Origin of the sequence: Paenibacillus jepli, assembly GCF_047238105.1 — a bacterium.
In the GTDB taxonomy this organism is placed as follows: domain Bacteria; phylum Bacillota; class Bacilli; order Paenibacillales; family Paenibacillaceae; genus Paenibacillus_D.
This window is the reverse complement of the sequence record NZ_JBDFMD010000001.1, coordinates 4,369,037-4,390,703: the sequence shown is the minus strand read 5'-3', so window position 1 is coordinate 4,390,703 and position 21,667 is coordinate 4,369,037. Positions and strand designations below refer to the sequence as shown.

Sequence of the window (21,667 nt, the reverse complement as noted above, 5' to 3'; positions counted from 1 at the left end):
GGAACACCTTTCCATGAAAAAAATCACCGCATCCGCACTTGTTCTCGTGATGCTCTTGTCCGCTCTCCCTGCATCCGCCGCTGACGGCGGCATCAAGCTGATGATTGACGGGCAGCCCGTTGTCACGCAAGGGGGGGATCCGTATACCAACGGCAACGAAGTGATGCTGCCGCTGCGCAGCATCGCTGTTGAGCTGGGGCTCAAGGTGGATTATGAGCAAGCCGCCCAAACGGTCCGTCTGAGCGGTCCGCTCCTGGATACAAGCATCGTCATTGGCGGCCATACGGCTGTCATGGGGGAGCAGGAGATGAGCTTCGGCAGCGCCTCTGAGCTGCGCAATAACCGTGTTTATGTACCCTTGTCCTACTTCACCCAAATCCTGCGGTTAGCCGCCGATTACGATTCGGCAGCAGGAACGGTATCCATAGCCGCCCGGCAGGTGGCACCGGAGTTGCTGTCTGAGCACATTGTCCATCTGCTTGCCTCGGGCGATTATGGACAGCTCTGGCAGGATTACTTTGATCCGCAGGTCCAGCAAGCCGTCCCGCTCGCTGCACTCGGCTCGCTATGGCAACAGCTGGAGCAAGCCAGCGGCGCATTCACAGCGATCCGTACCATCGAAGCCGAGCAGAGCTCGCAAGGGGTTGATGTTACAGTCGTCCTTGCCTTCGAGCTGACGGATATGAAGCTGTCCCTGCAGGTCAACCCGGACAACCGGATCAGCGGCATCCTGTTCCAGCCGATATCCACAGTCATCGAGGCCCCGGAGGGCCTCATCGAGGAGCAGATTACGGTAGGCGCCGGTACGGATTACCCGCTGGAGGGTCTGCTGACACTGCCCGCGCAAGCCGATGGCCCGCTGCCTGCCGTCGTGCTGGTCCATGGCTCGGGTCCGAGCGACCGCAATGAAGCGGCCTTCGCCTATGCGCCGTTCCGCGATCTGGCATGGGGCCTTGCCGAGCAGGGCATCGCGGTGCTGCGTTATGACAAGCGGACTTACGTCCACGGACAAAGCTTTACGCCTGAGGAAGCAGCTCTGCTGACCGTAAAGGAAGAGACCGTTGACGATGCGATCGCCGCTGCCGAGCTGCTCAAGCAAGACCAGCGCATCGACGCTTCACAGGTGTATGTCATCGGGCACAGCCTTGGCGGCATGCTGGCTCCCCGGATCGATGCCGAGGGCGGCGATTTCGCCGGCTTGATCCTGCTCGCGGGCTCACCAAGACCGCTGTGGGAGATTATCTACGACCAGAATGCCGATCACATCTCCTCGCTCAGTGACAGCGACCCGGCCAAGGCAGCCAATGAAGCTTGGCTGGCAGCCGAGCTGCTGAGAGCGCAATCGATTGCCGAGATGTCGATGGAGGAAGCCCAAGCTGCGATCGTATTCGGCATGCCGGCCCACTATTTCAAGGAGATGGATCAACATAGTGCGGTACAGTATGTCGCCGAATTGACCAAGCCGGTATTGGTGCTGCAGGGGGAGGATGACTTCCAGGTGAAGCGAGACACGGATTACGAAGCTTGGAAAACCCTATTCGAGGGGAAAGCGAATGCTGCGTTCAAGCTGTATCCTGGTCTTAACCACTTCTTCATCGCTTACGACGGTCCCGCCAAAGGCACGCCGGAGGAATATAAAGTGCCGGGCAACGTCTCGGAGACCGTACTGGACGATATCGCGGAATGGATTCTGGATCTGCAATAACCCCCTGGACACCCAACAAGCAGCGGCTGTCGCCTTCTCTGAAGGCACAGTCGCTGCTTTTGTGACAGCTCGGTTTGGTGCCCCATCGGCGTCTGCAATGCTACTTCTTAGATCTACAGCTCCGTTTGGCGGCTGTCCTCGGCACCTCTCCGCCTCAGCACCAGCCCCCATTCCATCCCACAGCAAAAAAACACGCCCGCCGCAGAGTCATCCACCCACTCTGCGCGCAAGCGCGTCACTACGATCTTTATTGGCTTTTCTCCGCGTACTCTGTCACCCAGGCTGCGGTCAGGCCCTGCTGCTGCTCCGCACGGCCGATCGCATCGCTGACCTGGCCGCGGGCGGTGCCGCCATAGACGTCGCGGGCATCGACAACGGCTTCCGGCTGCAGAATCTCGAAGATCCGTTCGTCGAACAGCTCGGAGAATTGCTTGAACTCCTCCAGTGTCAGATCTAGCAAATACTTGTTCTGCTCGATGCAGTAGAGCACCGTCTTGCCGATGACTTCATGCGCCTGTCGGAACGGCAGCCCTTGGCCGACCAGGAAGTCCGCGATGTCCGTCGCGTTGGAGAAGTCCTGGTTGACCGCTTGGCGCATCCGCTCCTTGTTGACCTTCATCGTCGCGATCATCGGTGCGAACAGCTGCAGCGCACCTTGCATCGTACGTACCGTGTCGAACATGCCTTCCTTGTCTTCCTGCATATCCTTGTTGTACGCCAGCGGCAGCGACTTCAGCACCGTCAGCAGTCCCATCAGATTGCCGTAGACGCGTCCGGTCTTGCCGCGTACGAGCTCCGGCACGTCCGGGTTTTTCTTCTGCGGCATGATGCTGCTGCCCGTGCAGAACGCGTCGTCCAGCTCGACGAAGCGGAATTCTGTGCTCGACCACATGACCAGCTCCTCGCTCAGACGCGACAGATGCATCATGATGATCGAGGCGTCGGCGAGAAATTCCAGGATGAAGTCGCGGTCGCTGACGGCATCCAGGCTATTCTCATACAGGCGCTCAAAATTAAGCTGCGATGCGACGAAGTGACGGTCGATCGGGAACGTCGTCCCGGCCAGCGCCCCTGCGCCAAGCGGCAAGGTATTGATGCGTTTGTAGCTGTCCTGCAGTCGCTCGATATCCCGGCCGAACATCGACACATAAGCCATCATATGATGGGCGAACAAAATCGGCTGCGCGCGCTGCAGATGCGTGTAGCCGGGCACGATGGTGTCCAGATTGGCTTTGGCCTGCTCGGTCAGCGCCACCTGCAGCTTGTGCAGCAGCTCGACGAACTCCACGACCCGCTTGCGCAGATACAGATGCATATCGGTCGCCACCTGATCGTTGCGGCTCCGTCCGGTATGCAGCTTGCCGCCGACCCGGCCGATATCGTCGATCAGCGTCTTCTCGATATTCATATGGATGTCTTCGTCGCTGACGGAGAACTCGATGTCGCCCCGTTTCAGGCGCTGCAGCACCCGGTGCAGTCCGTCCTTGATCGTCTCCACGTCCTCATCCGGCAGGATGCCCTGCTTGCCCAGCATCGTCACATGGGCGAGACTGCCCTGGATGTCTTCCTCGGCCAGCTCCTTGTCGAAGTTGATCGAAGCGGTGTATTCCTCCACCAGCTTGTCCGTCTGCTTCGTAAAGCGGCCGCCCCACAATTTGCTCACTGCTCTTCACTCCCTTTATCGAATCCAAGCGACTTCAAGCGCACCGCGCCAGGGCGGGCCTTGAAGCCGATTGTCTTGTCGCCATCCTGTCAACTTCCCGCCAAGCGTGTCGTCTTGCATCGCTTCGCCGGAGCTGTCGATCATTACACCTGCATACTACCCGAAAAGACGGGCGCCCGGCGCCCGCCCCTTCTTATTTTCGGCTCTGCTCAACGCCTGAGGATACTTTGAGCCGCAGCGCTTGCAGACGGATGAAGCCAGTAGCGTCGCCTTGATCGTAGGCCTGTGATGGATCGGCCTCCATCGTCGCGATATCCGGATTGTACAGGCTGACCGGGCTCTGTACGCCGGCGCCGATGACATTGCCTTTGTACAGTCTGAGGCGGACGACGCCGTCGACGTTTTTCTGGCTCTCGGTGACCAGCGCCTGCATCGCGAGACGCTCCGGCGCGAACCAGAAGCCGTTGTATACAGTCGTGCTGTACTTGGCGATCAGCGAATCCCGCAGATGCATCACCTCGCGGTCCATCGTCAGCGATTCGATCTTGCGGTGCGCCGTGAACAGGATCGTGCCGCCCGGTGTCTCATAGACGCCGCGGCTCTTCATGCCGACGAACCGGTTCTCCACCATGTCGACCCGGCCGATGCCATGCTTGCCGCCCAGCTCATTGAGCTTATCCATAACGCCCAGCGGGCTCAGCTGCTCGCCATTGACGGCCACACAGTTGCCGGCCTGGAAGGTCAGCTCGACGAGCTCGGCCTCATCCGGTGCATCCTCTGGCGAGACGCTCAGTACGTACATGTCCTTGTTCTCCGGTGCGCTTGGATCGAACCACGGATCCTCCAGCATGCCGCTCTCGAAGCTGATATGCAGCAGGTTGCGGTCCATCGAATACGGCTTGGCAGCCGAAGCCTGAACCGGGATGTCATGCTGCTCCGCATAAGCGATCATCTCGGCACGGCCGGGGAATTGCTCGCGGAAGCTCTCCAGACGCCAGGGTGCGATACAAGCCAGATCCGGCGCCAGGGCAGCGGCGGTCAGCTCGAAGCGGATCTGGTCGTTGCCCTTGCCGGTAGCACCGTGCGCGATCGCCGTTGCGCCTTCGGCGCGGGCGATGTCGACCATCCGCTTGGCGATCAGCGGACGGGCGATCGATGTCCCGAGCAGGTATTGGCCTTCGTAGAGGGCGCCTGCCTGGAACATCGGATAGATGAAGTCCTTGGCAAACTCCTCGCGCAGATCGTCGATGTAGACCTTGGACGCGCCGGTCGCGAGCGCTTTTTCCTCCAGTCCGTCGAGCTCATCCTTCTGGCCGATATCCGCAGTAAATGCGATAATCTCGGCGTCGTAGGTTTCCTTCAGCCATTTCAGGATAACGGATGTATCCAGCCCGCCGGAATAGGCGAGTACGATTTTTTGCTTAGCCATGCGTATCGATTCGCTCCTTTATGATTGAGAGTGTTACTTTCTTTAAAGCGCTTCAGTTGCTCGCTGGGAAGCCGAACCGGCTCGTTCGCACGCTGTAACGCACTTTTCTTCCCTTACAGCAGCCGATCCGGCTCATACGCGTACTGTAACGCACTTTTCTTCCCTTACAGCGGCCGACTCGGCTCGTTCGCACGCTGTAACGCACTTTTCTTCCCTTACAGCGGCCGACTCGGCTCGTTCGCACGCTGTAACGCACTTTTGTTCCCTTACAGCGGCCGACCCGGCTCGTACGCACGCTGTAACGCACTTTTGTTCCCTTGCAGCAGCCGAACCGGGTCGTTCGCGTACTGCAACGCACTTTTGTTCCCTTGCAGCAGCCGAATCGGCTCGTTCGCGTACTGTAACGCACTTTTCTTCCCTTACAGCGGCCGACCCGGCTCGTACGCACGCTGTAACGCACTTTTCTTCCCTTACAGCGGCTCAGCCTCTGCAGTTCGCCGGATCTGCGCCTCGGCAGCTCAGCCGTCCGGCGGGTCGCCGGAGTATTGGGCTCGGCTGTCCAGTTACGCGCCCCGCCGCGACGCACTGCGCGCGTGCGCCGAGCGCGCGCCCTAACGCACGCAGCAACGTTGGCTGGACGCTACATGATAGCGGCCATGATGGCTTTTTGGGCATGCAGCCGATTCTCCGCCTGGTCGAAGACGATCGAGTGCTTGCCGTCGATGACGCCTTCGCTTACTTCCTCGCCGCGATGGGCAGGCAGACAGTGCAGGAACAGATAATCGCTCTTGGCATGCGCCACCAGTTTCTCGTCGACCTGGTAGTCGGCAAACGCCAGCTCCCGGTCCTTCTGCTCCGCCTCGAAGCCCATGCTGGCCCAGACGTCGGTATAGATGATATCCGCATCCTCCACCGCTTCCCGGGGGTCGCGGCAGATGTGCAGGCGCGAGCCGGTCTCGGCGGCATGCTCCTTCGTCTGGCGGACGACGTCCTCATCCGGCTCGTAGCCCTCGGGAGAGGCCACCGACATATGCATGCCGACCTTGGCGGCTCCCATCATGAGGGAATGAACCATATTGTTGCCGTCGCCGACGTAGGCAATCTTCAGACCTTCGAGCCGCCCCTTGTGCTCCAGGATCGTCTGATAATCCGCCAGCGCCTGGCACGGATGCGACAGATCGGTCAGACCATTGATGACAGGGATCGTCGCTCCCCGCGCCAGCTCGATCACCGTCCGGTGCGCGTAGGTACGGATCATGATGCCGTCCAGGTAACGCGACATCGTCTGCGCCGTATCCCAGATCGTCTCGCCACGGCCGATCTGCAGATCGTTGCGGCTGAGGAACAACGCATGGCCGCCCAATTGGTACATCCCCACCTCAAAAGATACGCGCGTACGCGTCGAAGACTTCTCGAAGATCATCCCGAGCGTCTTGCCCTTCAGCGGCTGATAGACCTCGCCGGCCTTCTGCTTCGCTTTGAGCTCGATCGCCAGATCGATCAGATATCGGACTTCCTCCGGCGTATAATCCACCAGCGCCAGGAAATCTCGGCCTTTCAAGCTTGACGCCATCTCTTCTTTTACTTGTGTCACGCGTTGCTCCCCCTTGTCGATACCGTCTGTTCAGCCAGCAGGCCGGCCAGGATGTCCACGGCCTGGTCAATCTCGGCACGGCTGACCAGCAGGTTCGGCAGCAGCCGGATGACCTGCGGTCCGGCCGTCACCACCAGCAGCCCGCGCGATCTCGCGGCTGTGATCAGGTCGCCCACCGCACCGTCGCACTCGATGCCGACGATGAGGCCGCGGCCTCTGATCTCCCGCACGAACGGATTGTCCGCCAGCTTCTCCTGCAGGCGTCCCAGCAGGTACTTGCCCGCATCCGCCGCCTGCTCCACCACACCCTCCGAGACATACGTCTCAAGCGTAGCCTTGACGACTGCGGCGGCGATCGGCGTGCCGCCGAAGGTCGAGCCGTGGCTGCCGGGTCCGAAGGCCTCGCGCAGCGGCGCCTTGGCGAGCATGGCGCCTACCGGGAAGCCGCTGCCGAGTCCTTTGGCCAGCGTGAAGATATCCGGCTCGATGCCGTAATGCTCATAAGAGAACAGCTTGCCCGTGCGTCCCATGCCGGTCTGGATCTCATCGACGATAAGCAGCAGGCCGTGCTCCTCGCACAGCTTGGCGACCCGGTGCATGAAGGCAGGCTCCACGAGATGGACGCCGCCCTCCGCCTGTACCGTCTCGATCATGATCGCTGCCGTCTGCTCGCCGATCGCAGCCTCCAGAGCGGCCACATCGTGCAGCGGCACCGTCTTGAACCCGGCAGGCAGCGGGTGGAAGCCTTCCTTGACCTTCTCCTGACCGGTCGCGGTCAGCGTCGCCAGCGTCCGTCCATGGAACGACTGGCTGAAGGTGATGATCTCGTAGCGGCCGTTCTGCAGCACCTGCTGGTGATACCGGCGGGCCAGCTTGATCGCAGCTTCGTTGGCCTCGGCGCCGGAGTTGCAGAAGAACACAGCGTCAGCACAGCTGCGATCCGTGAGCAGCTTGGCCGCTGCCTCCTGATCCGGGATATGGAACAGGTTGGACACATGCCACAGCTCATCCAGCTGTCGCACCAGCGCCTGCTTGACTTGCTCGGGCGCATGACCAAGGTTGGTCACCGCCAGCCCGCACATGAAATCCAGATATTTGTTGCCTTGGTCATCCCACAACCAGCTGCCTTCGCCTTTGACCAGCGCAAGCGGGAATCTCGCATAGGTAGGGAACAGAGAACTAGTTACTGTGCCATGTTCGCTCATACTGCCGCCGCCTCTCTTCATTTAAGATTGGATAATACGTGTGCCGATGCCGCCTTCCTTGACGACCCGGCTCAGCACCTGCGGCTCCTCGCCGCTGACGATCACAACCTCGCGCACCCGGCCCTGGATGCACTGCACCGCCGCCCTGACCTTGGGGATCATGCCGCCGTAGATCTCGCCGCTGGCGATCATCTCGTCGATCTCCGCCACCGTCACAGAAGACAGCACGCGCTTCTCCCCGTCCACGGTGCGCATGATGCCGGGCACGTCGGTGACGACGATCATCCGCTCCACGCCGAGCTTGGAAGCGACCGCCCCCGCCGCCGTATCCGCGTTGATATTGTAACGCTGCGCCGCCGCATCGATGCCGATCGGCGCGATGACCGGGATGTAGCCCATCCCCATGATACCCTCGATGATTTCGGCTTTGACATCGGTCACTTCGCCGACAAAGCCGATCTGGTCGCTGTTCGCCACCGGCCTGGTCTCCAGCAGCTGCCCGTCGACGCCGGACAGTCCGAGCGCACGGGCGCCGCTCGCCCCGATCTTGCGGACGATCTCCTTGTTGATCCGGCCGGCCAGCACCATCTCGACGACATCCAGCACCGCCTCCGTCGTGACGCGCAAGCCGTCGACAAAGCCGGTCTCGATGCCCAGCTTGCCCAGTGTCTCCGAGATTGCCGGACCGCCGCCATGGACGATCACCGGCCGCACGCCCTCCTCCTGCAGCGACCGCAGGTCGGAAAAGAAAGCCTCCGGCAGCGCCGCCAGCGTGCTGCCGCCGCATTTCATAACAAATCGTTGGTCGTTCTCGATCATGACTCGCTTACTCCCTTTCCTCTACGTCCGGTAAGCCGCATTGATCCGTACATAGTCGTACGTAAGGTCGCAGCCCCAGCCGACAGCCTCGCCTTCCCCATGGTGCAGGTCGATATGGATGACGATCGTGTCGCCCTTCAGATACTCCAGCGCCACCTCTTCATCGAAGAGGACGGGAGCCGACTGCTCCAGCGTCACGATATCGCCGAGTCGGATATCTACCGTATCCGGATTGACCGGTTCTCCAGCGCGCCCGACTGCGGCGATAATCCGCCCCCAGTTGGCGTCAGCGCCAAACACGGCCGATTTCACCAGTGACGAACCGATGACCGTCTTGACGATGCGCTGGGCGGAGGCGTCCGTGACCGCGCCTTTGACCTGCACCTCGACCAGCTTGGTCGCGCCTTCGCCGTCGCGGGCGATCGCCTGGGCGAGCACCTCGCAGACGTAGCGCAGCGCTTCGACGAAGGCCGCGTAGTCGGCGTGCTTGCGGCTGAGCGGATCATTGCCCGCCAGACCGCTGGCCATGGCGACGAGCATATCATTGGTGCTCGTATCGCCGTCCACCGTGATCATATTGAACGTCAGATCCGTCACCTCGCGCAGCGCCTGCTGCAGCGTCTCGCTGTCGATAGCTGCATCCGTCGTGACGAAGCCGAGCATCGTCGCCATGTTGGGATGGATCATCCCCGAGCCTTTGGCGGAGCCGGCCACATGCACGGTCTTACCGTCAATCTCTAGCGACACGCAGACCATCTTTTGCACCAGATCCGTCGTCAGGATCGCCTGGCAGAAATCATCGGCCCCGCGGCCCGTTGGCGTCAGACGCGACGGCAGCTCGCTGATCCCCTGGTGGACGCGGTCCATCTTGAGCAGCTCGCCGATCACGCCGGTGGACGCTACAGCTACATCTTCCTTGCCCACCCCGATCGCCTCGGCAAAAGCCGACCGCATCGCGTAGGCGTCCTCTTCCCCTTGCTGCCCTGTACAGGCATTGGCATTGCCGCTGTTCACCAGCACAGCGCGCAGCGTGCCGCCTGCTGCCACGCTCTCGCGCGTCACCTTGAGCGGCGCCGCCTGGAATACGTTCGTCGTATAGACGCCTGCCGCAGCGGCCGGCACCTCGCAGACGATCGCACCCAGGTCGTGGCGGGTCGTCTTCTTCAAGCCGCAATGCAGGCCTCCGGCCGTGAAGCCGCGGGGCGTCGTAATCGAGCCCTCAGGCTCGACCCGGTATGCAGCTGTCTTCGTCTCCTGTCCCATCACTTACTCGTCTCCTTTATCCCAGGTACTGTTACGGATAGACAGGGACGAAGTTCAATCCCAGTCCTTCATCCCAGCCCATCATCAGATTCAAGTTCTGGATCGCCTGTCCGGCGGCGCCCTTTACCAGGTTGTCGATGACCGACACGATCGTCACGCGGCCCGTGCGCTCATCGACGGCAAAGCCAATGTCGCAATAGTTGGAGCCGGAGACCTCCTTGGTCGCCGGCCAGCTGCCGGACGGGCGCACGCGTACGAAACGGCGTCCTTCATAGTACTTTTTGTAAAGATCGATGAAGTCCTGCTGACTGTGGCCCCCCGCAATCCGGGCATACATCGTGCTCATAATACCGCGTGTCATCGGCACCAGATGGGTCGTGAACGTCGTCACAACCGGACGACCCGCTACCCGTGTGAGCACCTGCTCGATCTCCGGGATATGCTGATGCTGATTGACCTTGTATGCCTTGAAATTCTCATTGAGCTCCGAATAATGCGTGCCGAGGCTTGCTCCGCGCCCCGCGCCCGAGACGCCGCTCTTGGCATCGATGATGATCGAATCCGGGTCGATCCAACCCTCGGCTACCGCCGGGATCAAGCCAAGCAGCGTCGCGGTCGGGTAACAGCCGGGATTGGAGAGTAGCTCCACCCCGCGCACTTCCTCCCCGAATACCTCGCATAGGCCATAGACCGCCTGCTCCAGATAGGCCTCCGGGGCGGCGGGCTTGTTGTACCACTGCTCATATACCGCTGCCGACTTCAACCGGTGATCGCCCGAGATGTCGACCACGCGCAGTCCCTGCTCCAGCAGCTCCGGCGTCAGCTTCGAGGCGATGCCCGCCGGCGTCGCCAGGAAGACGACCTCCGCCTTTGCCCGGATCTCTGCCGCGTCGATGCCGTCCAGCAGCTCTGTGCGGATCTCCGTCAGATGCGGGTATCCTTCTGCGATCGGCGACCCGGCGCTTGATGATGAGATGACGGACGTCACCTCCACCTGCGGATGCATCGCCAGCAATCTGATCAATTCCACACCGCCATATCCGGTCGATCCGATGATCGCCGCCCGTACCTTTGCCGTCATGTCCACTCGCTCCCATCCATGTTGATTCTAACTATATATTGTACACCAAAACGTCTGCAAATGGCCAAGCTATTCCAATCCATCTCAACAATATTGTATTATTATACATTCTGATTAATATAAATACAATCCTGTTTTCATGACATTTTCACGGGCTCATCCTCCCCTATTAAGATATCGAATTACCATCTCAAGCTCCTTCAACACGGACACAACAGACTCTATTCCATACATTAGTCTCCATACAGCTCTCTTTCGGACAGATGATCCGTTATTTGATGCAAAACAAAGGATTCAGACCACTTTTTCCGCGGATAGCGGATCGTCTGTCCGTTCTGCCTCTTTAACTCGCTCTTTTGCAAAAAAAGGCGCTATTGTGTCCGCTGGCAAGCTGCAATTTGGTAAGCTGGCCAGCCGGCAACGTAACCAAAAAGCCCCGGCAAACGCAAACGCCGGGGCTCCCTTAATGTGTTATATCGTTTAGATACATAATAGTACACTCCATTAACTCACCCAATCAAGCTGTACCTTCAACTCCTCCCCCTACCGCCTGAACCCTTCCCCCAGCACCTCTGCCGTATCGCTGATAATGACAAAGGCCCCAGCGTCCACCGATTGCACCAGCAGCTTGAGCCGCGTCACTTCATTTTGCCCGACGACGACCATCAGCACAGTCCGCGCTTCGCCAGTGTAGCCGCCAAGCGCCGACAGCTTCGTCAGACCCCGGTCGAGCTCGTGCAGGATCGCTTCGCTGATCGCCTCCGTCTTGCCCGAGATGATGAACGCCACCTTGGAGACGAGCAGCCCCGTCTGCACGATGTCGATCGTCTTGCTGGTGACGAACAGGCCGATCAGCGCATAGAGCGCATTCTCCGGCGAGATGATAAAGCCCGCAGCCGCGATCACCAGGCCGTCGAGACACGCGACTGCCAGCCCCAGCGGCAGTCCGGTGTAGCGGTGCAGCAGCTGGGCGGCCAGATCGAGGCCGCCGGTCGAGCTGCGGGCGCGGAACACCAGCCCCAGCCCGATACCGACGCCGATCCCGCCGTAGATCGCGGCGAGCAGCGGGTTGTTCGTCGGCGGCGGCCACTGCGCCGTGAGCAGCACGAAGAGCGGCAGCACCAGCGAGCCGAGGATCGTCTTCACTGCGAAGCGTCGTCCCAGCAGCCACAGCCCCAGCAGGAAGAGCGGGATATTGAGCGCCCACTGGGTGACCGCCGGCGTCAGCCCCAGCAGCCGCTCCACCAGGATGGAGACGCCGGTTACACCGCCGGAAGCGATGCCGCTCGGCAGCAGGAACAGATTGAAGCTGACGGCGATCGTAAACGCCCCGAGCAGCAGCAGCAGCATCGTCTGCACGTACGCCGACTGCCCGCCGTCACCGGATGCCCTCCGGTGACGGCGACGCTGGCGTCGGCCCGCCCCGGCTGCCCCTCTCCCCGCTGACGCTGCTGCGGATGCCTCTGCTCCCCGCTTCAACTCTGTGCTCGCGCTGCCCCCTTGCTCCATGCTCATCCCGCCCATCTGAATCTACTCCTCCCAGTATGAGCATATTCGGGCCGAGGCATACGAGTGACAACCGGGCGGCTGCCGGTCGCAGCCAGCCAGGATGACCGGCCTGACTGGGGCGAGAAAATTGAGGTTGAACGACAAAGCTGCCTCCAAAAAGGAGACAGCTCGCACAGGTATCGCGATTATTGGCGTGCAGCGGCGCGGCAGCCGAAGCTCGCCAGGACTATACCGCGTATCCCGTCTCCGACGGCGCCTTGGCGCCGCAGAAGGCGAGGACGTAGTCGCGTACATTCGTTACTGTCTCGTACTCGTACGTCAGTCTCGGCAACGTCGTCGTATTCTTCAGGTGCCGGTCGTCGCTGAAGGCGGCCAGCAGCCGTTCCTTGATTGCCGCCGCAAGCTCGGGATGGGCGCGGGCGATCCGGACCATCGCCATCGCGGCATGCGAGATGAGCTGGAAGTACAGCTCATTGAAGTTTTTGCTCGAATTCAGCTTGTAGCTGGGCTCTGTAATCTCATGATACAGTCCCTTCTCGATCTCCCGCTCGTCGCACAGAATATCTGTCAACAGCTGCACACTGTCCCGATCCGCCAGCTTGCCGAGCAAGTAGATCGCGATGGCGCTGCGGAACTGGTTGGTACGGCGGCAGTCTTTGAAGTACAGTGCATCCCGCCGCCGGACGATGTCCCGCAGCACCGGGGCAGCCGCTGCATCTCCTGTAATGCCGAGTGCGATGGCCGCGCCATAACGCAGCATCTCGTCGGACTCGCTCAGCCACGCCCTCAGCTCGGGGGCGATCCGGCTGCCCAGCAGCTTGCAGGAGTAGATCGCGACACCGGGCATCTCGGTGGCGAGCGCCGCACGGATCTCCGCCGGCTCTGTCATCCAGCGGATCGGCTCGCGGCGGAACGAGTCGTCGAACATGATGCCCCGGTCATGCTCTTCGGTCAGACAACCGCTGGCCGTCAGGATATCCCGCACCTCGCCATACGGCACCTCCGCCGCATCCACGCCATGCCGCGCTGCCAAGGCAGCCACGACGCCGGCACTCTCGCCGCATTTCTGCATATCCCGCTGCATCCGCAGCAGGCTCGAGACATCGTGATCCATGCCGATATGCCTGCCCGCAGCCAGCAGCCCCTTGATCCCCTTGGGGGTCATCGAGCGCAGCGTCACCGGCACCGCAAAACAGACGGTACTGAGATTGGCCGCCACGTACAGATCCTGCAGCTCTTCGCTCTCCAGCACGTTGTCCTTGCCGTGCTTGTCGAAGTCGCTGTATCCGTAGAACAGCGTCTCCGCCTCCCGCTTGCCTGCGACGACCTCTGCCATCGTAATCGTGTGCTCCGCTTCGATGAGACGCCCCTCGCGGATCCCGATGAACGGTGCGAAGAACAGCACCCGCTTGGCCTCGTCGCTGAACTCCTCCAGCGCTTGGCTGGCATGGGCTTGCAGGATCCCTTGCGACAACGCGAGCGGGTCATACTGATCGACATACCCGCTGTCGTGATTGGTCCGAGTGATCGTACCGCCCTTGGCCAGCCACACCTTCACGCTCGTGAACGGCCGCGTCTTGCCGTCGGAGCCCCGGCCGATATGCGTCTCACACCCGGCAAGCGCCGAGACGATCGCATCGGCAGTCGCATCGATCAGCGTATGGCAAGCGACATTCCACTGCCGGCCTAGCGAGAACAGCGCGACGCCCCGGACCGTGCTGCCTTCCATGAAGACGCCGGTAATCGTCGTCGCCAGCGACAAGCGGGCCCCATGCGCGGTGATGCGGTTCTCGAGGATGTATTTCTTGGGCTCCACCCGATCCAGGAAATGCTCCCGTCCCATCTGCTGCGCCTCTTCGTCGATCTCGACATGCAACCCTCCGGGCAGCCCGTAATAATAGCCGGACACATACCCCATCGTCCCCATGCCGCCGATCCCCGGCAGCCGATCGACGCCGAGCACGCTCGCCCCCTGGGCGGATGCGGCGACCACTGCGATCGCGCCGGCCGAGCCGACGCCCGCCACCAGCACATCGACCTGCTCCTCAAACTGTACCTGACCGGCATCCTGCCTGGCGACTTGACCATCTACCATCCGATGCAGCTTCATCATGATATCAGACTCCTTCCCAATTCGGCTCCCGCCGCGATACTCTCCTCCGGCCTGCTGAAGGAAGCAGCCGGCAGTACGGCGTAATGGCTGCCCTTCATTTGCCCCTCAGCAGATGTTCGCTCATCAAAACAGAACGCGATGGCCGCCATCCGCCAGCTCTGCAGCGTCTCCGGCCGCGAGAGCCATGCCTCGACGAGCCGGTGTCTCGCTTCGGCAACACGCCAGTCCGGCTCGCATTCGAACTTCAGGATTGCCGTCGTATACGCATGATCATGCGTCTCCGCTATCAGCTGCATGTCGGGCCACTCCAGCGCAGGCAGCGGCTCGCCCTGCTGCTGGATGACGACCGCGTTGAGCGTTTTGCCGCTCAGTCCCGCCTCCCGCTCCAGCGTCGTATCGACCAGCCGCGCCGCCTTCACCGTCCAGAAGCCATTCGGACCCAACAGCTCCAGCGTATAGCCGTCATCCTGTCCCCCTGCGACCGATACGACCTCTGTCCCCAGCAGCACATCGGCCTTCAGCTCACGGAACTGCTGGTTGTACGCTGCCCCCTGCGTGTACAGCCCTGGCTGCTTGTAGCTGTTGACGAAGTCATAGGCCACCATCTCTGTTGCGTTCACGATCAGCGTCTTCAGGCGGGATTGCACGGCCTGCGCCAACCCAAGGGCTGTCGTCGTTGCGCCGACGATGATCAGATCATAGCTCATTTGCTTCATATCCGGTTCCTCCCTTTCAAGGTTGCTCTACATTTGGCATGGTATGCTTTTTTGCAACCTGCTATAGTGTAGTTATGACTTCATCATAAGCAAGATCACAGGGTTACGCTTCTTCTCTTTTGTCGCAAGTATCTGCTTTTTTGCTATTGGGAGGTGCACACTCGGATGATAGACGTCAATCAGCCGGTTCGAATCTACCGCCACAGCTTTTATCCCGGGAGGATCAGCAAGCCTTTTGTCTCGCATCGCTTCAAGGTCGCATGGATCCGCAAGGGCTGGGGCGACTGGAACATGGGAGGTCAGGTGGAAGCGGTCGGTCCTCAGGATATTGTGCTGCTGAAAAACGGGGAAAAACGACACTTCGCCAGAATAGACGATCAGGCCGGTCTGGAGCTGCTCGCGCTGGAGCTGGAGCCGCGCTTCCTCTATGACACCGCCCTGCTGCACCTGTTCACCGGCCCGGAGAACACCACGCGCGTCCTCCATGCCGACAGCCACCTTGCCGGACTGCTCGCGCAGGTCGACCGGGAGGACAGCGATCCCGACGGCTACAGCCGGGTCGTCGTCGCCGCCTGCGCCGCCCAGATCCTGGCTGCCATCGCCCGTCGCCTCGGCCTGCCTGCCGGGCCGCGTCCCGTAATCCCGCCGATGATGACGGCCGTATTGTCCCATATCGACGAGCATTACGGCAGGCGGATCACACTTGACGAGCTGGCGGCCATCGCCCATATGAGCCCGACGGCGTTCTCCAAGGCGTTCACCAAGACGAACGGCATCGGACCGGCGCAGTACATCAAGCGCAGACGGATCGGCCAGGCGATCCGTCTGCTGGAGGAGACGGACCGGACCGTTATCGACATCGCGCTCGACTGCGGCTTTACCAACATCTCCAACTTCTACAAAGCCTTCCACAGCCTGACCGGCCAGGCGCCGGGCGATTACCGGGGCGGCCATGTGTAATCTGGTTTGCTACAGCCACGCCCTTGCAGCAGAAGGCTGGCTATGGCTCACGGAACGCTGACTTGGGGCCAGGCACATGACCGCTTAGCCAAAACCATTGCGCAGCGGGTGTAGATGCTGGCATAACAAAATAGCCCAAGCGTGTCCGGGTCTACCGGGCCGCTTGGGCTATTTTACATATGAAGCGATCAGCTCTCCGTATTAATCTGACTACGCAGATAGCCGTCGATGAAGGCGTCGAGATCGCCGTCCATGACCGCGCCGACGTTGCCGGTCTCGACCTGCGTCCGGTGATCCTTGATCATACTGTACGGATGGAACACATACGAGCGAATCTGACTGCCCCAGGCATTGTCCGCCACTTCGCCGCGGATCTCGGCCAGCTCCTTCTGCTGTTCCTCGATCTTGCGCTCGTAGAGCTTGGAGCGGAGCATCTTCATCGCCTGCTCGCGGTTCTTGATCTGCGAGCGCTGCGTCTGACAGGAGACGACGATGCCGGACGGCATATGCGTGATCCGGATCGCCGACTCCGTCTTGTTGATATGCTGGCCGCCGGCGCCGCTGGCGCGGTACGTATCGACCTTCAGATCCTCCGAACGGATCTCGATCTCGATATCGTCGTCGATCTCCGGCATCACGTCGCAGGAGGCAAATGACGTATGCCGCCGCCCCGAAGCGTCGAACGGCGAGATCCGCACCAGCCGGTGCACGCCTTTCTCCGCTTTCAGATAGCCGTACGCGTTGTACCCTTTGATGAGCATCGTCACACTCTTGATGCCCGCCTCGTCGCCATCCAGATAGTCCAGCACCTCGACCTTGAAGCCGCGCTTCTCCGCCCACCGGGTATACATCCGGTACAGCATCTCGCCCCAATCCTGGGACTCCGTGCCGCCCGCGCCGGGATGCAGCTCGACGATCGCATTCAGACGGTCGTACGGCTGATTAAGCAGCAGCTGCAGCTCAAAATCCTCGACCGCTTTGACCAGCGCTGTCGTGCTCTCGGCCAGCTCGCCCGCCATATCCTCGTCGTTCTCCGCCTCCACCAGCTCCAGCATCATCTGCAGGTCGTCATGATCGGCCTGGAGCTTCTCATACTTCTCCACGACCGACTTGACGCCATTCAGCTCGGCGATGAGGGCTTGCGCCTTCTCATTGTCATCCCAGAAGTCCGGGGCCGTCATCTTTTCTTCGTAGTTGTCGATCTGCTCGCGTTTGAGATCTAAGTCAAAGAGACCCCCTAAGGTTTTGGAGTTTCTTGGCCATCTCGCGCAGATCCTGCTTTATGGAACTATCGATCATCGTATCTTCCACCTCATCCGGAATATCTTATGCCCCGTGGCACTGTTTGTATTTCTTGCCGCTGCCGCATGGGCACGGATCGTTGCGGCCGACGCGCTCCTCGCGCTTCACCGGGCGCTTGGCGGCCGGCTCGGCCTTGTTGTCCACCGCTTGTCCCTCGGCGACGGCCTTGCGCTCGACCTTGCTCTCGACATGGGCCTTCATGATGTACTTGGTGACTTCTTCCTGGATGCTGTTGACCATCTCCTTGAACATCTCGAAGCCCTCAAACTGGTACTCGCGCAGCGGGTCCGTACCGCCGTATGCCCGCAGATGGATACCTTGACGGAGCTGGTCCATCGCGTCGATGTGGTCCATCCATTTGCTGTCGACCGCACGCAGCACGACGACCTTCTCGAACTCGCGCATCGTCTCGGCGCCCATCTCTTCCTCGCGCTGACTGTAGTGGGCATTCACCTTCTCCATGATGAACGTCCGCATCTCTTCCTGCTCTTTGCCCCATAGATCGTCCTTGGTCAGGGAGCCCTCAGGCAGCAGCGTGGCGTGCGCATAATCGACGACCGCCTGCAGATCCCAATCCTCCGGCACTTCCTCTGCCGGGCAGTGAGCAGCGACGATACGCTCGACGACCGGCTCGATCATCTCCTGCACGATCTGACGGATATCCTCGGCATTGAGCACCTCGCGGCGCTGCTTGTAGATGACCTCGCGCTGCTGGTTCATGACGTCGTCATACTGCAGGACGACCTTCCGCAGGTCGAAGTTGTTGCCCTCGACGCGCTTCTGCGCGGACTCGATGGCGCGGCTGATAAGGCGGCTCTCGATCGGCTGATCCTCTTCGAAGCCGATGCGCTCCATCATGCCCATGATATTCTCGGCGCCGAAGCGGCGCATCAGCTCATCCTCCAGCGAGAGGTAGAACTGCGAGGAGCCCGGGTCGCCCTGACGGCCGGCACGACCGCGCAGCTGGTTGTCGATCCGGCGGGACTCATGCCGCTCCGTACCGATGATGTGCAATCCGCCCAGATCGGCGACGCCGTCGCCAAGCAGGATATCCGTACCCCGGCCCGCCATATTGGTCGCGATCGTCACAGCGCCGCTCTGACCGGCACGGGAGATGATCTCCGCCTCTTCGGCATGGTATTTCGCATTGAGGACCTTGTGCGCGACGCCCTTCTTCTTGAGCAGCTCGGATAGGCGCTCCGAATTCTCGATCGAGACGGTACCGACCAGCACAGGCTGGCTCTTCTGGTGCCGGCTGACGATCTCCTCGACGACAGCCTTGAACTTGCTGGCTTCGGTCTTGTAGACGACATCGGCGATGTCGTTGCGGATCATCGTCCGGTTGGTCGGGATCTGGACGACGTCAAGGCCGTAGATCTTGCTGAACTCCTCCTGCTCCGTCTTCGCCGTACCGGTCATGCCGGCCAGCTTGCGGTACATCCGGAAGTAGTTCTGGAATGTGATCGTCGCCAGCGTCATGCTCTCGTTCTGGACCTTGATCTGCTCCTTGGCTTCGATCGCCTGGTGCAGCCCGTCGCTGTAGCGGCGGCCGGACATGAGACGTCCCGTGAATTCGTCGACGATGACGACTTCATCATCCTGGACGACGTAATCGACGTCGCGCTTCATGATGACATGCGCCTTGAGCGCCTGCTGGATATGGTGGTTGAGCAGCACGTTGGCATGGTCGAACAGGTTCTCGATGCCAAAGGCTTTCTCGGCTTTCTCAACACCACTCTCCGTCAGGGCGACCGTGCGGAGCTTCACGTCAACCGTGTAGTCCTCTTCGCTATTGAGCTTGCTCATGAAGCGGTCTGCCGAATGATACATCTCGGTCGACTTGGCCGCCTGGCCCGAGATGATCAGCGGTGTCCGCGCCTCATCGATCAGGATGGAGTCCACTTCGTCGATGATGGCAAAATAGAGCGGTCGCTGAACCATCTGTTCCTTGTACAGCACCATGTTGTCGCGCAGATAGTCGAAGCCGAACTCATTGTTCGTCCCGTACGTGATATCGCAAGCGTACGCCTGCTGCTTTTGCTCATGGCTGAGGCCGTGCAGGTTGCAGCCGACCGTCAAGCCGAGGAATTCATACAGCTGGCCCATCAGCTGACTATCGCGCTGAGCCAGATAATCATTGACCGTGATGACGTGTACGCCTTTGCCCAGGAGGGCATTGAGATAGACGGCCAGCGTCGCCACCAGCGTCTTACCTTCACCGGTCTTCATCTCCGAGATCTTGCCTTCGTGCAGCACCATGCCGCCCATCAGCTGAACGTCAAAATGCCGCATGCCGAGCGTCCGCTTGGACGCTTCGCGTGCGGTGGCAAATGCCTCGGGGAGGATCTTCTCCACCGTCTCGCCCTTCTCGATCCGAGCTTTGAACTCCTCGGTCTTGGCTCGCAGCTGTTCATCCGAGAGGCCGGTAAACTGCGGTTCCAGGCTGTTGATCTGTTCTACCGTACGCGTGAGCCGTTTGATCTCACGGTCATTGGCGTCTCCGAATAATTTCTTCACCAGTCCGAGCATTGTCTATGTTAAGCCCCTTTCGTGTTTCGACTCTATCAACTTACGCCGAGAGGTCTCCCACTTCCCCAAATGACGAGGTGAATCGGAGACTTCTTGCCTAACCCACAAAATGTTCTTTCCTTTTTTCCATTGCGACGGTATAATAAAAAAAGAACAAACGTTCTCATTTCGAAAGGAGGTTGGTGACCTCATGTCCGTGCCAACAGTTGAATATCGAACCTTTCAAGTGTGGATCAAGCCCGGGCATCGGTTATTTCCCTACCTCGATGAAACTTGCCGGCATGCTAATAATTTGTATAATACCGCTAACTTTTATATCCGGCAAGTGTTTACCTCCATGAGGCTTCCTGGGGCGTGCCAGCCGTTGCAACGGCAAGTAATGGACACGATCTGCGCGCATATGGATGCGATGAATGAACGTCGAAGCGCAAAGAATCCTTGCCATCCTTTTGTACTGCCTACCCCTGAACAACCCTTTGTATCCTATGCCTTCCTGGATGCCTTGTTCAAAGTGATGAACCAGCCAGATTACCGCGCGCTTCCTGCACAGAGCAGCCAGGGCGTCCTCAAGGTGGTGTTCCAGAACTGGGCCTCTTTTTTCGCCAGTATGAAGGCGTACCGTCAACATCCGGAGCGATTCACCGGTAAGCCAAAAATTCCAGGCTACGCTCGGAACAAGGTGAAGGAAGTGGTGTTCTCCAATCAGGAATGCGTCATCAAAGAGGGGAAGTTCCTCAAGTTTCCCCGAACCAAGATGCAACTGAACATCGGCAAGCTGGGTTGTAAGAACGGCAAGCTGATGCAGGTGCGTGGCGTACCTCGTTATGGGAACTATGTGGTCGAACTGATCTTCGCTTGTCCGCTGGAAGTGCCAAAACAGGTACCGGTCGCCGCTCCATCTGCATTACTCATGGCAATTGATTTGGGCGTGGACAATCTCGCAACCCTCGTTACGACAACCGGTGCGCAGCCGATGATCGTGAAGGGCGGGATCGTCAAATCGATCAATCAATACTACAATAAGTTGAAAGCACACTATACCGGTATTCTCCGCCAGGGCAAAAAATCTCAAGAAGGCCAGCATACGTCCAAACGATTGGAACGCCTGCACCTGCGTCGTCATCACCGAATCAAAGACCTGTTTCACAAAGCCAGTCATCACATCGTCAGGCTGGCCGTGGCGGCGCGCATCGGCACCATCGTGATCGGTCATAACGCAGGATGGAAGCAAGGACCCGGCATGGGACGGCGAAATAATCAGTCATTCTGTCACCTTCCCCACGGGCAACTCATTTCGATGATTCAGTACAAGGCAGCAGCGCAGAGGATCATGGTGATTGTAACCGAAGAAGCTTATACGTCAAAAGCTAGCTTCCTGGATTACGATCCGTTGCCCTGCTTGGGTGAGGCGGTCACCTGTACATTCTCCGGCAAGCGAATCCACCGTGGACTGTATGTGAGCCCGATTGGCATAATTCATGCCGATGTGAACGGAGCAGCTAATATCCTGCGCAAAGTATTCCCAAACGTACGAGCCAAACGCGCGGATGGGATAGAGGGGTTGGATGGTAACCAATCCGTCAACGTGTCAACCCCACAGGTGTTAAGCATCCTGAGGAAACCAGGCTGATACATCTGAAACCCCCACTTCAGCCGAGCGACAGCATCGGTAAGTGGCGGGAGTATTCATCCCTAAATTGTAACAGTTTGTCCAGTCTCCCGCAATCTAAGCGTGCCGATTTCCAACAATATAGACGTTCCGGGAAGGCCAACTGTTGC

Annotated in this window: 15 protein-coding genes; 3 read left to right on the top strand and 12 right to left on the bottom strand. The window is 60.0% G+C overall.

The window, feature by feature from the left end; genetic code table 11:
* Nucleotides 1–13: 13 nt before the first annotated feature.
* Nucleotides 14–1,705 (top strand): alpha/beta fold hydrolase, encoded by a 1,692-nt coding sequence (locus ABC336_RS18995; protein ID WP_413240133.1) that lies wholly within the window; start codon nucleotides 14–16, stop codon nucleotides 1,703–1,705.
* A 247-nt stretch (nucleotides 1,706–1,952) separates the two neighbouring features.
* Here the strand turns inward: ABC336_RS18995 and argH are convergent, their stop codons facing one another.
* The 10 genes from argH to ABC336_RS18945 form a co-directional block, all read right to left on the bottom strand.
* On the bottom strand, nucleotides 1,953–3,368 hold the full coding sequence (argH, locus tag ABC336_RS18990; RefSeq protein WP_413240132.1) for an argininosuccinate lyase: 1,416 nt from the start codon (nucleotides 3,366–3,368) through the stop codon (nucleotides 1,953–1,955).
* 193 nt (nucleotides 3,369–3,561) lie between these two features.
* A complete protein-coding gene (locus ABC336_RS18985) occupies nucleotides 3,562–4,797 on the bottom strand; it encodes an argininosuccinate synthase (RefSeq protein ID WP_413240131.1) in 1,236 nt (411 codons plus the stop codon).
* Between the two features lie 640 nt (nucleotides 4,798–5,437).
* Complete coding sequence (argF, locus tag ABC336_RS18980) at nucleotides 5,438–6,370, bottom strand: ornithine carbamoyltransferase (protein WP_413242561.1); 933 nt, start codon at nucleotides 6,368–6,370, stop codon at nucleotides 5,438–5,440.
* Between the two features lie 17 nt (nucleotides 6,371–6,387).
* Nucleotides 6,388–7,596 (bottom strand): acetylornithine transaminase, encoded by a 1,209-nt coding sequence (gene argD / locus ABC336_RS18975; protein ID WP_413240130.1) that lies wholly within the window; start codon nucleotides 7,594–7,596, stop codon nucleotides 6,388–6,390.
* Nucleotides 7,597–7,617: 21 nt separating this feature from the next.
* Complete coding sequence (gene argB, locus ABC336_RS18970) at nucleotides 7,618–8,415, bottom strand: acetylglutamate kinase (RefSeq protein WP_413240129.1); 798 nt, start codon at nucleotides 8,413–8,415, stop codon at nucleotides 7,618–7,620.
* 21 nt (nucleotides 8,416–8,436) lie between these two features.
* The gene (gene argJ / locus ABC336_RS18965; RefSeq protein ID WP_413240128.1) at nucleotides 8,437–9,678 is read right to left on the bottom strand and encodes a bifunctional glutamate N-acetyltransferase/amino-acid acetyltransferase ArgJ; all 1,242 of its coding nucleotides are present in this window, start codon (nucleotides 9,676–9,678) and stop codon (nucleotides 8,437–8,439) included.
* A gap of 31 nt (nucleotides 9,679–9,709) precedes the next feature.
* Complete coding sequence (gene argC, locus ABC336_RS18960) at nucleotides 9,710–10,759, bottom strand: N-acetyl-gamma-glutamyl-phosphate reductase (RefSeq protein WP_413240127.1); 1,050 nt, start codon at nucleotides 10,757–10,759, stop codon at nucleotides 9,710–9,712.
* Nucleotides 10,760–11,302: 543 nt separating this feature from the next.
* Nucleotides 11,303–12,283: a YitT family protein gene (locus ABC336_RS18955; protein WP_413240126.1), complete on the bottom strand. Its 981-nt coding sequence runs from the start codon at nucleotides 12,281–12,283 to the stop codon at nucleotides 11,303–11,305.
* Between the two features lie 211 nt (nucleotides 12,284–12,494).
* Entirely contained in the window at nucleotides 12,495–14,381 is a 1,887-nt protein-coding gene (locus tag ABC336_RS18950; protein ID WP_413240125.1) for an FAD-dependent oxidoreductase, read from the bottom strand.
* Nucleotides 14,378–15,097, bottom strand: a complete 720-nt coding sequence (locus ABC336_RS18945; RefSeq protein WP_413240124.1) for a hypothetical protein — start codon at nucleotides 15,095–15,097, stop codon at nucleotides 14,378–14,380. Before ABC336_RS18945 ends, ABC336_RS18950 begins: the two co-directional genes overlap by 4 nt.
* Before the next feature lie 165 nt (nucleotides 15,098–15,262).
* Between ABC336_RS18945 and ABC336_RS18940 the strand changes: the two genes are divergently transcribed.
* Nucleotides 15,263–16,057, top strand: a complete 795-nt coding sequence (locus ABC336_RS18940) for a helix-turn-helix transcriptional regulator (protein WP_413240123.1) — start codon at nucleotides 15,263–15,265, stop codon at nucleotides 16,055–16,057.
* A 188-nt stretch (nucleotides 16,058–16,245) separates the two neighbouring features.
* Here the strand turns inward: ABC336_RS18940 and prfB are convergent.
* A protein-coding gene (prfB, locus tag ABC336_RS18935) for a peptide chain release factor 2 (protein ID WP_413240122.1) occupies nucleotides 16,246–17,356 on the bottom strand; the annotation gives its coding sequence in 2 pieces (ribosomal slippage) (nucleotides 16,246–17,283 and nucleotides 17,285–17,356; 1,110 coding nt in all).
* Nucleotides 17,357–17,383: 27 nt separating this feature from the next.
* Nucleotides 17,384–19,888 (bottom strand): preprotein translocase subunit SecA, encoded by a 2,505-nt coding sequence (gene secA / locus ABC336_RS18930; protein WP_413240121.1) that lies wholly within the window; start codon nucleotides 19,886–19,888, stop codon nucleotides 17,384–17,386.
* A gap of 190 nt (nucleotides 19,889–20,078) precedes the next feature.
* Here secA and ABC336_RS18925 point away from each other — a divergent pair, with 190 nt between their 5' ends.
* Nucleotides 20,079–21,518, top strand: coding sequence for an RNA-guided endonuclease InsQ/TnpB family protein (locus ABC336_RS18925; protein ID WP_413240120.1), 1,440 nt, complete (start codon nucleotides 20,079–20,081; stop codon nucleotides 21,516–21,518).
* Nucleotides 21,519–21,667: the final 149 nt, after the last annotated feature.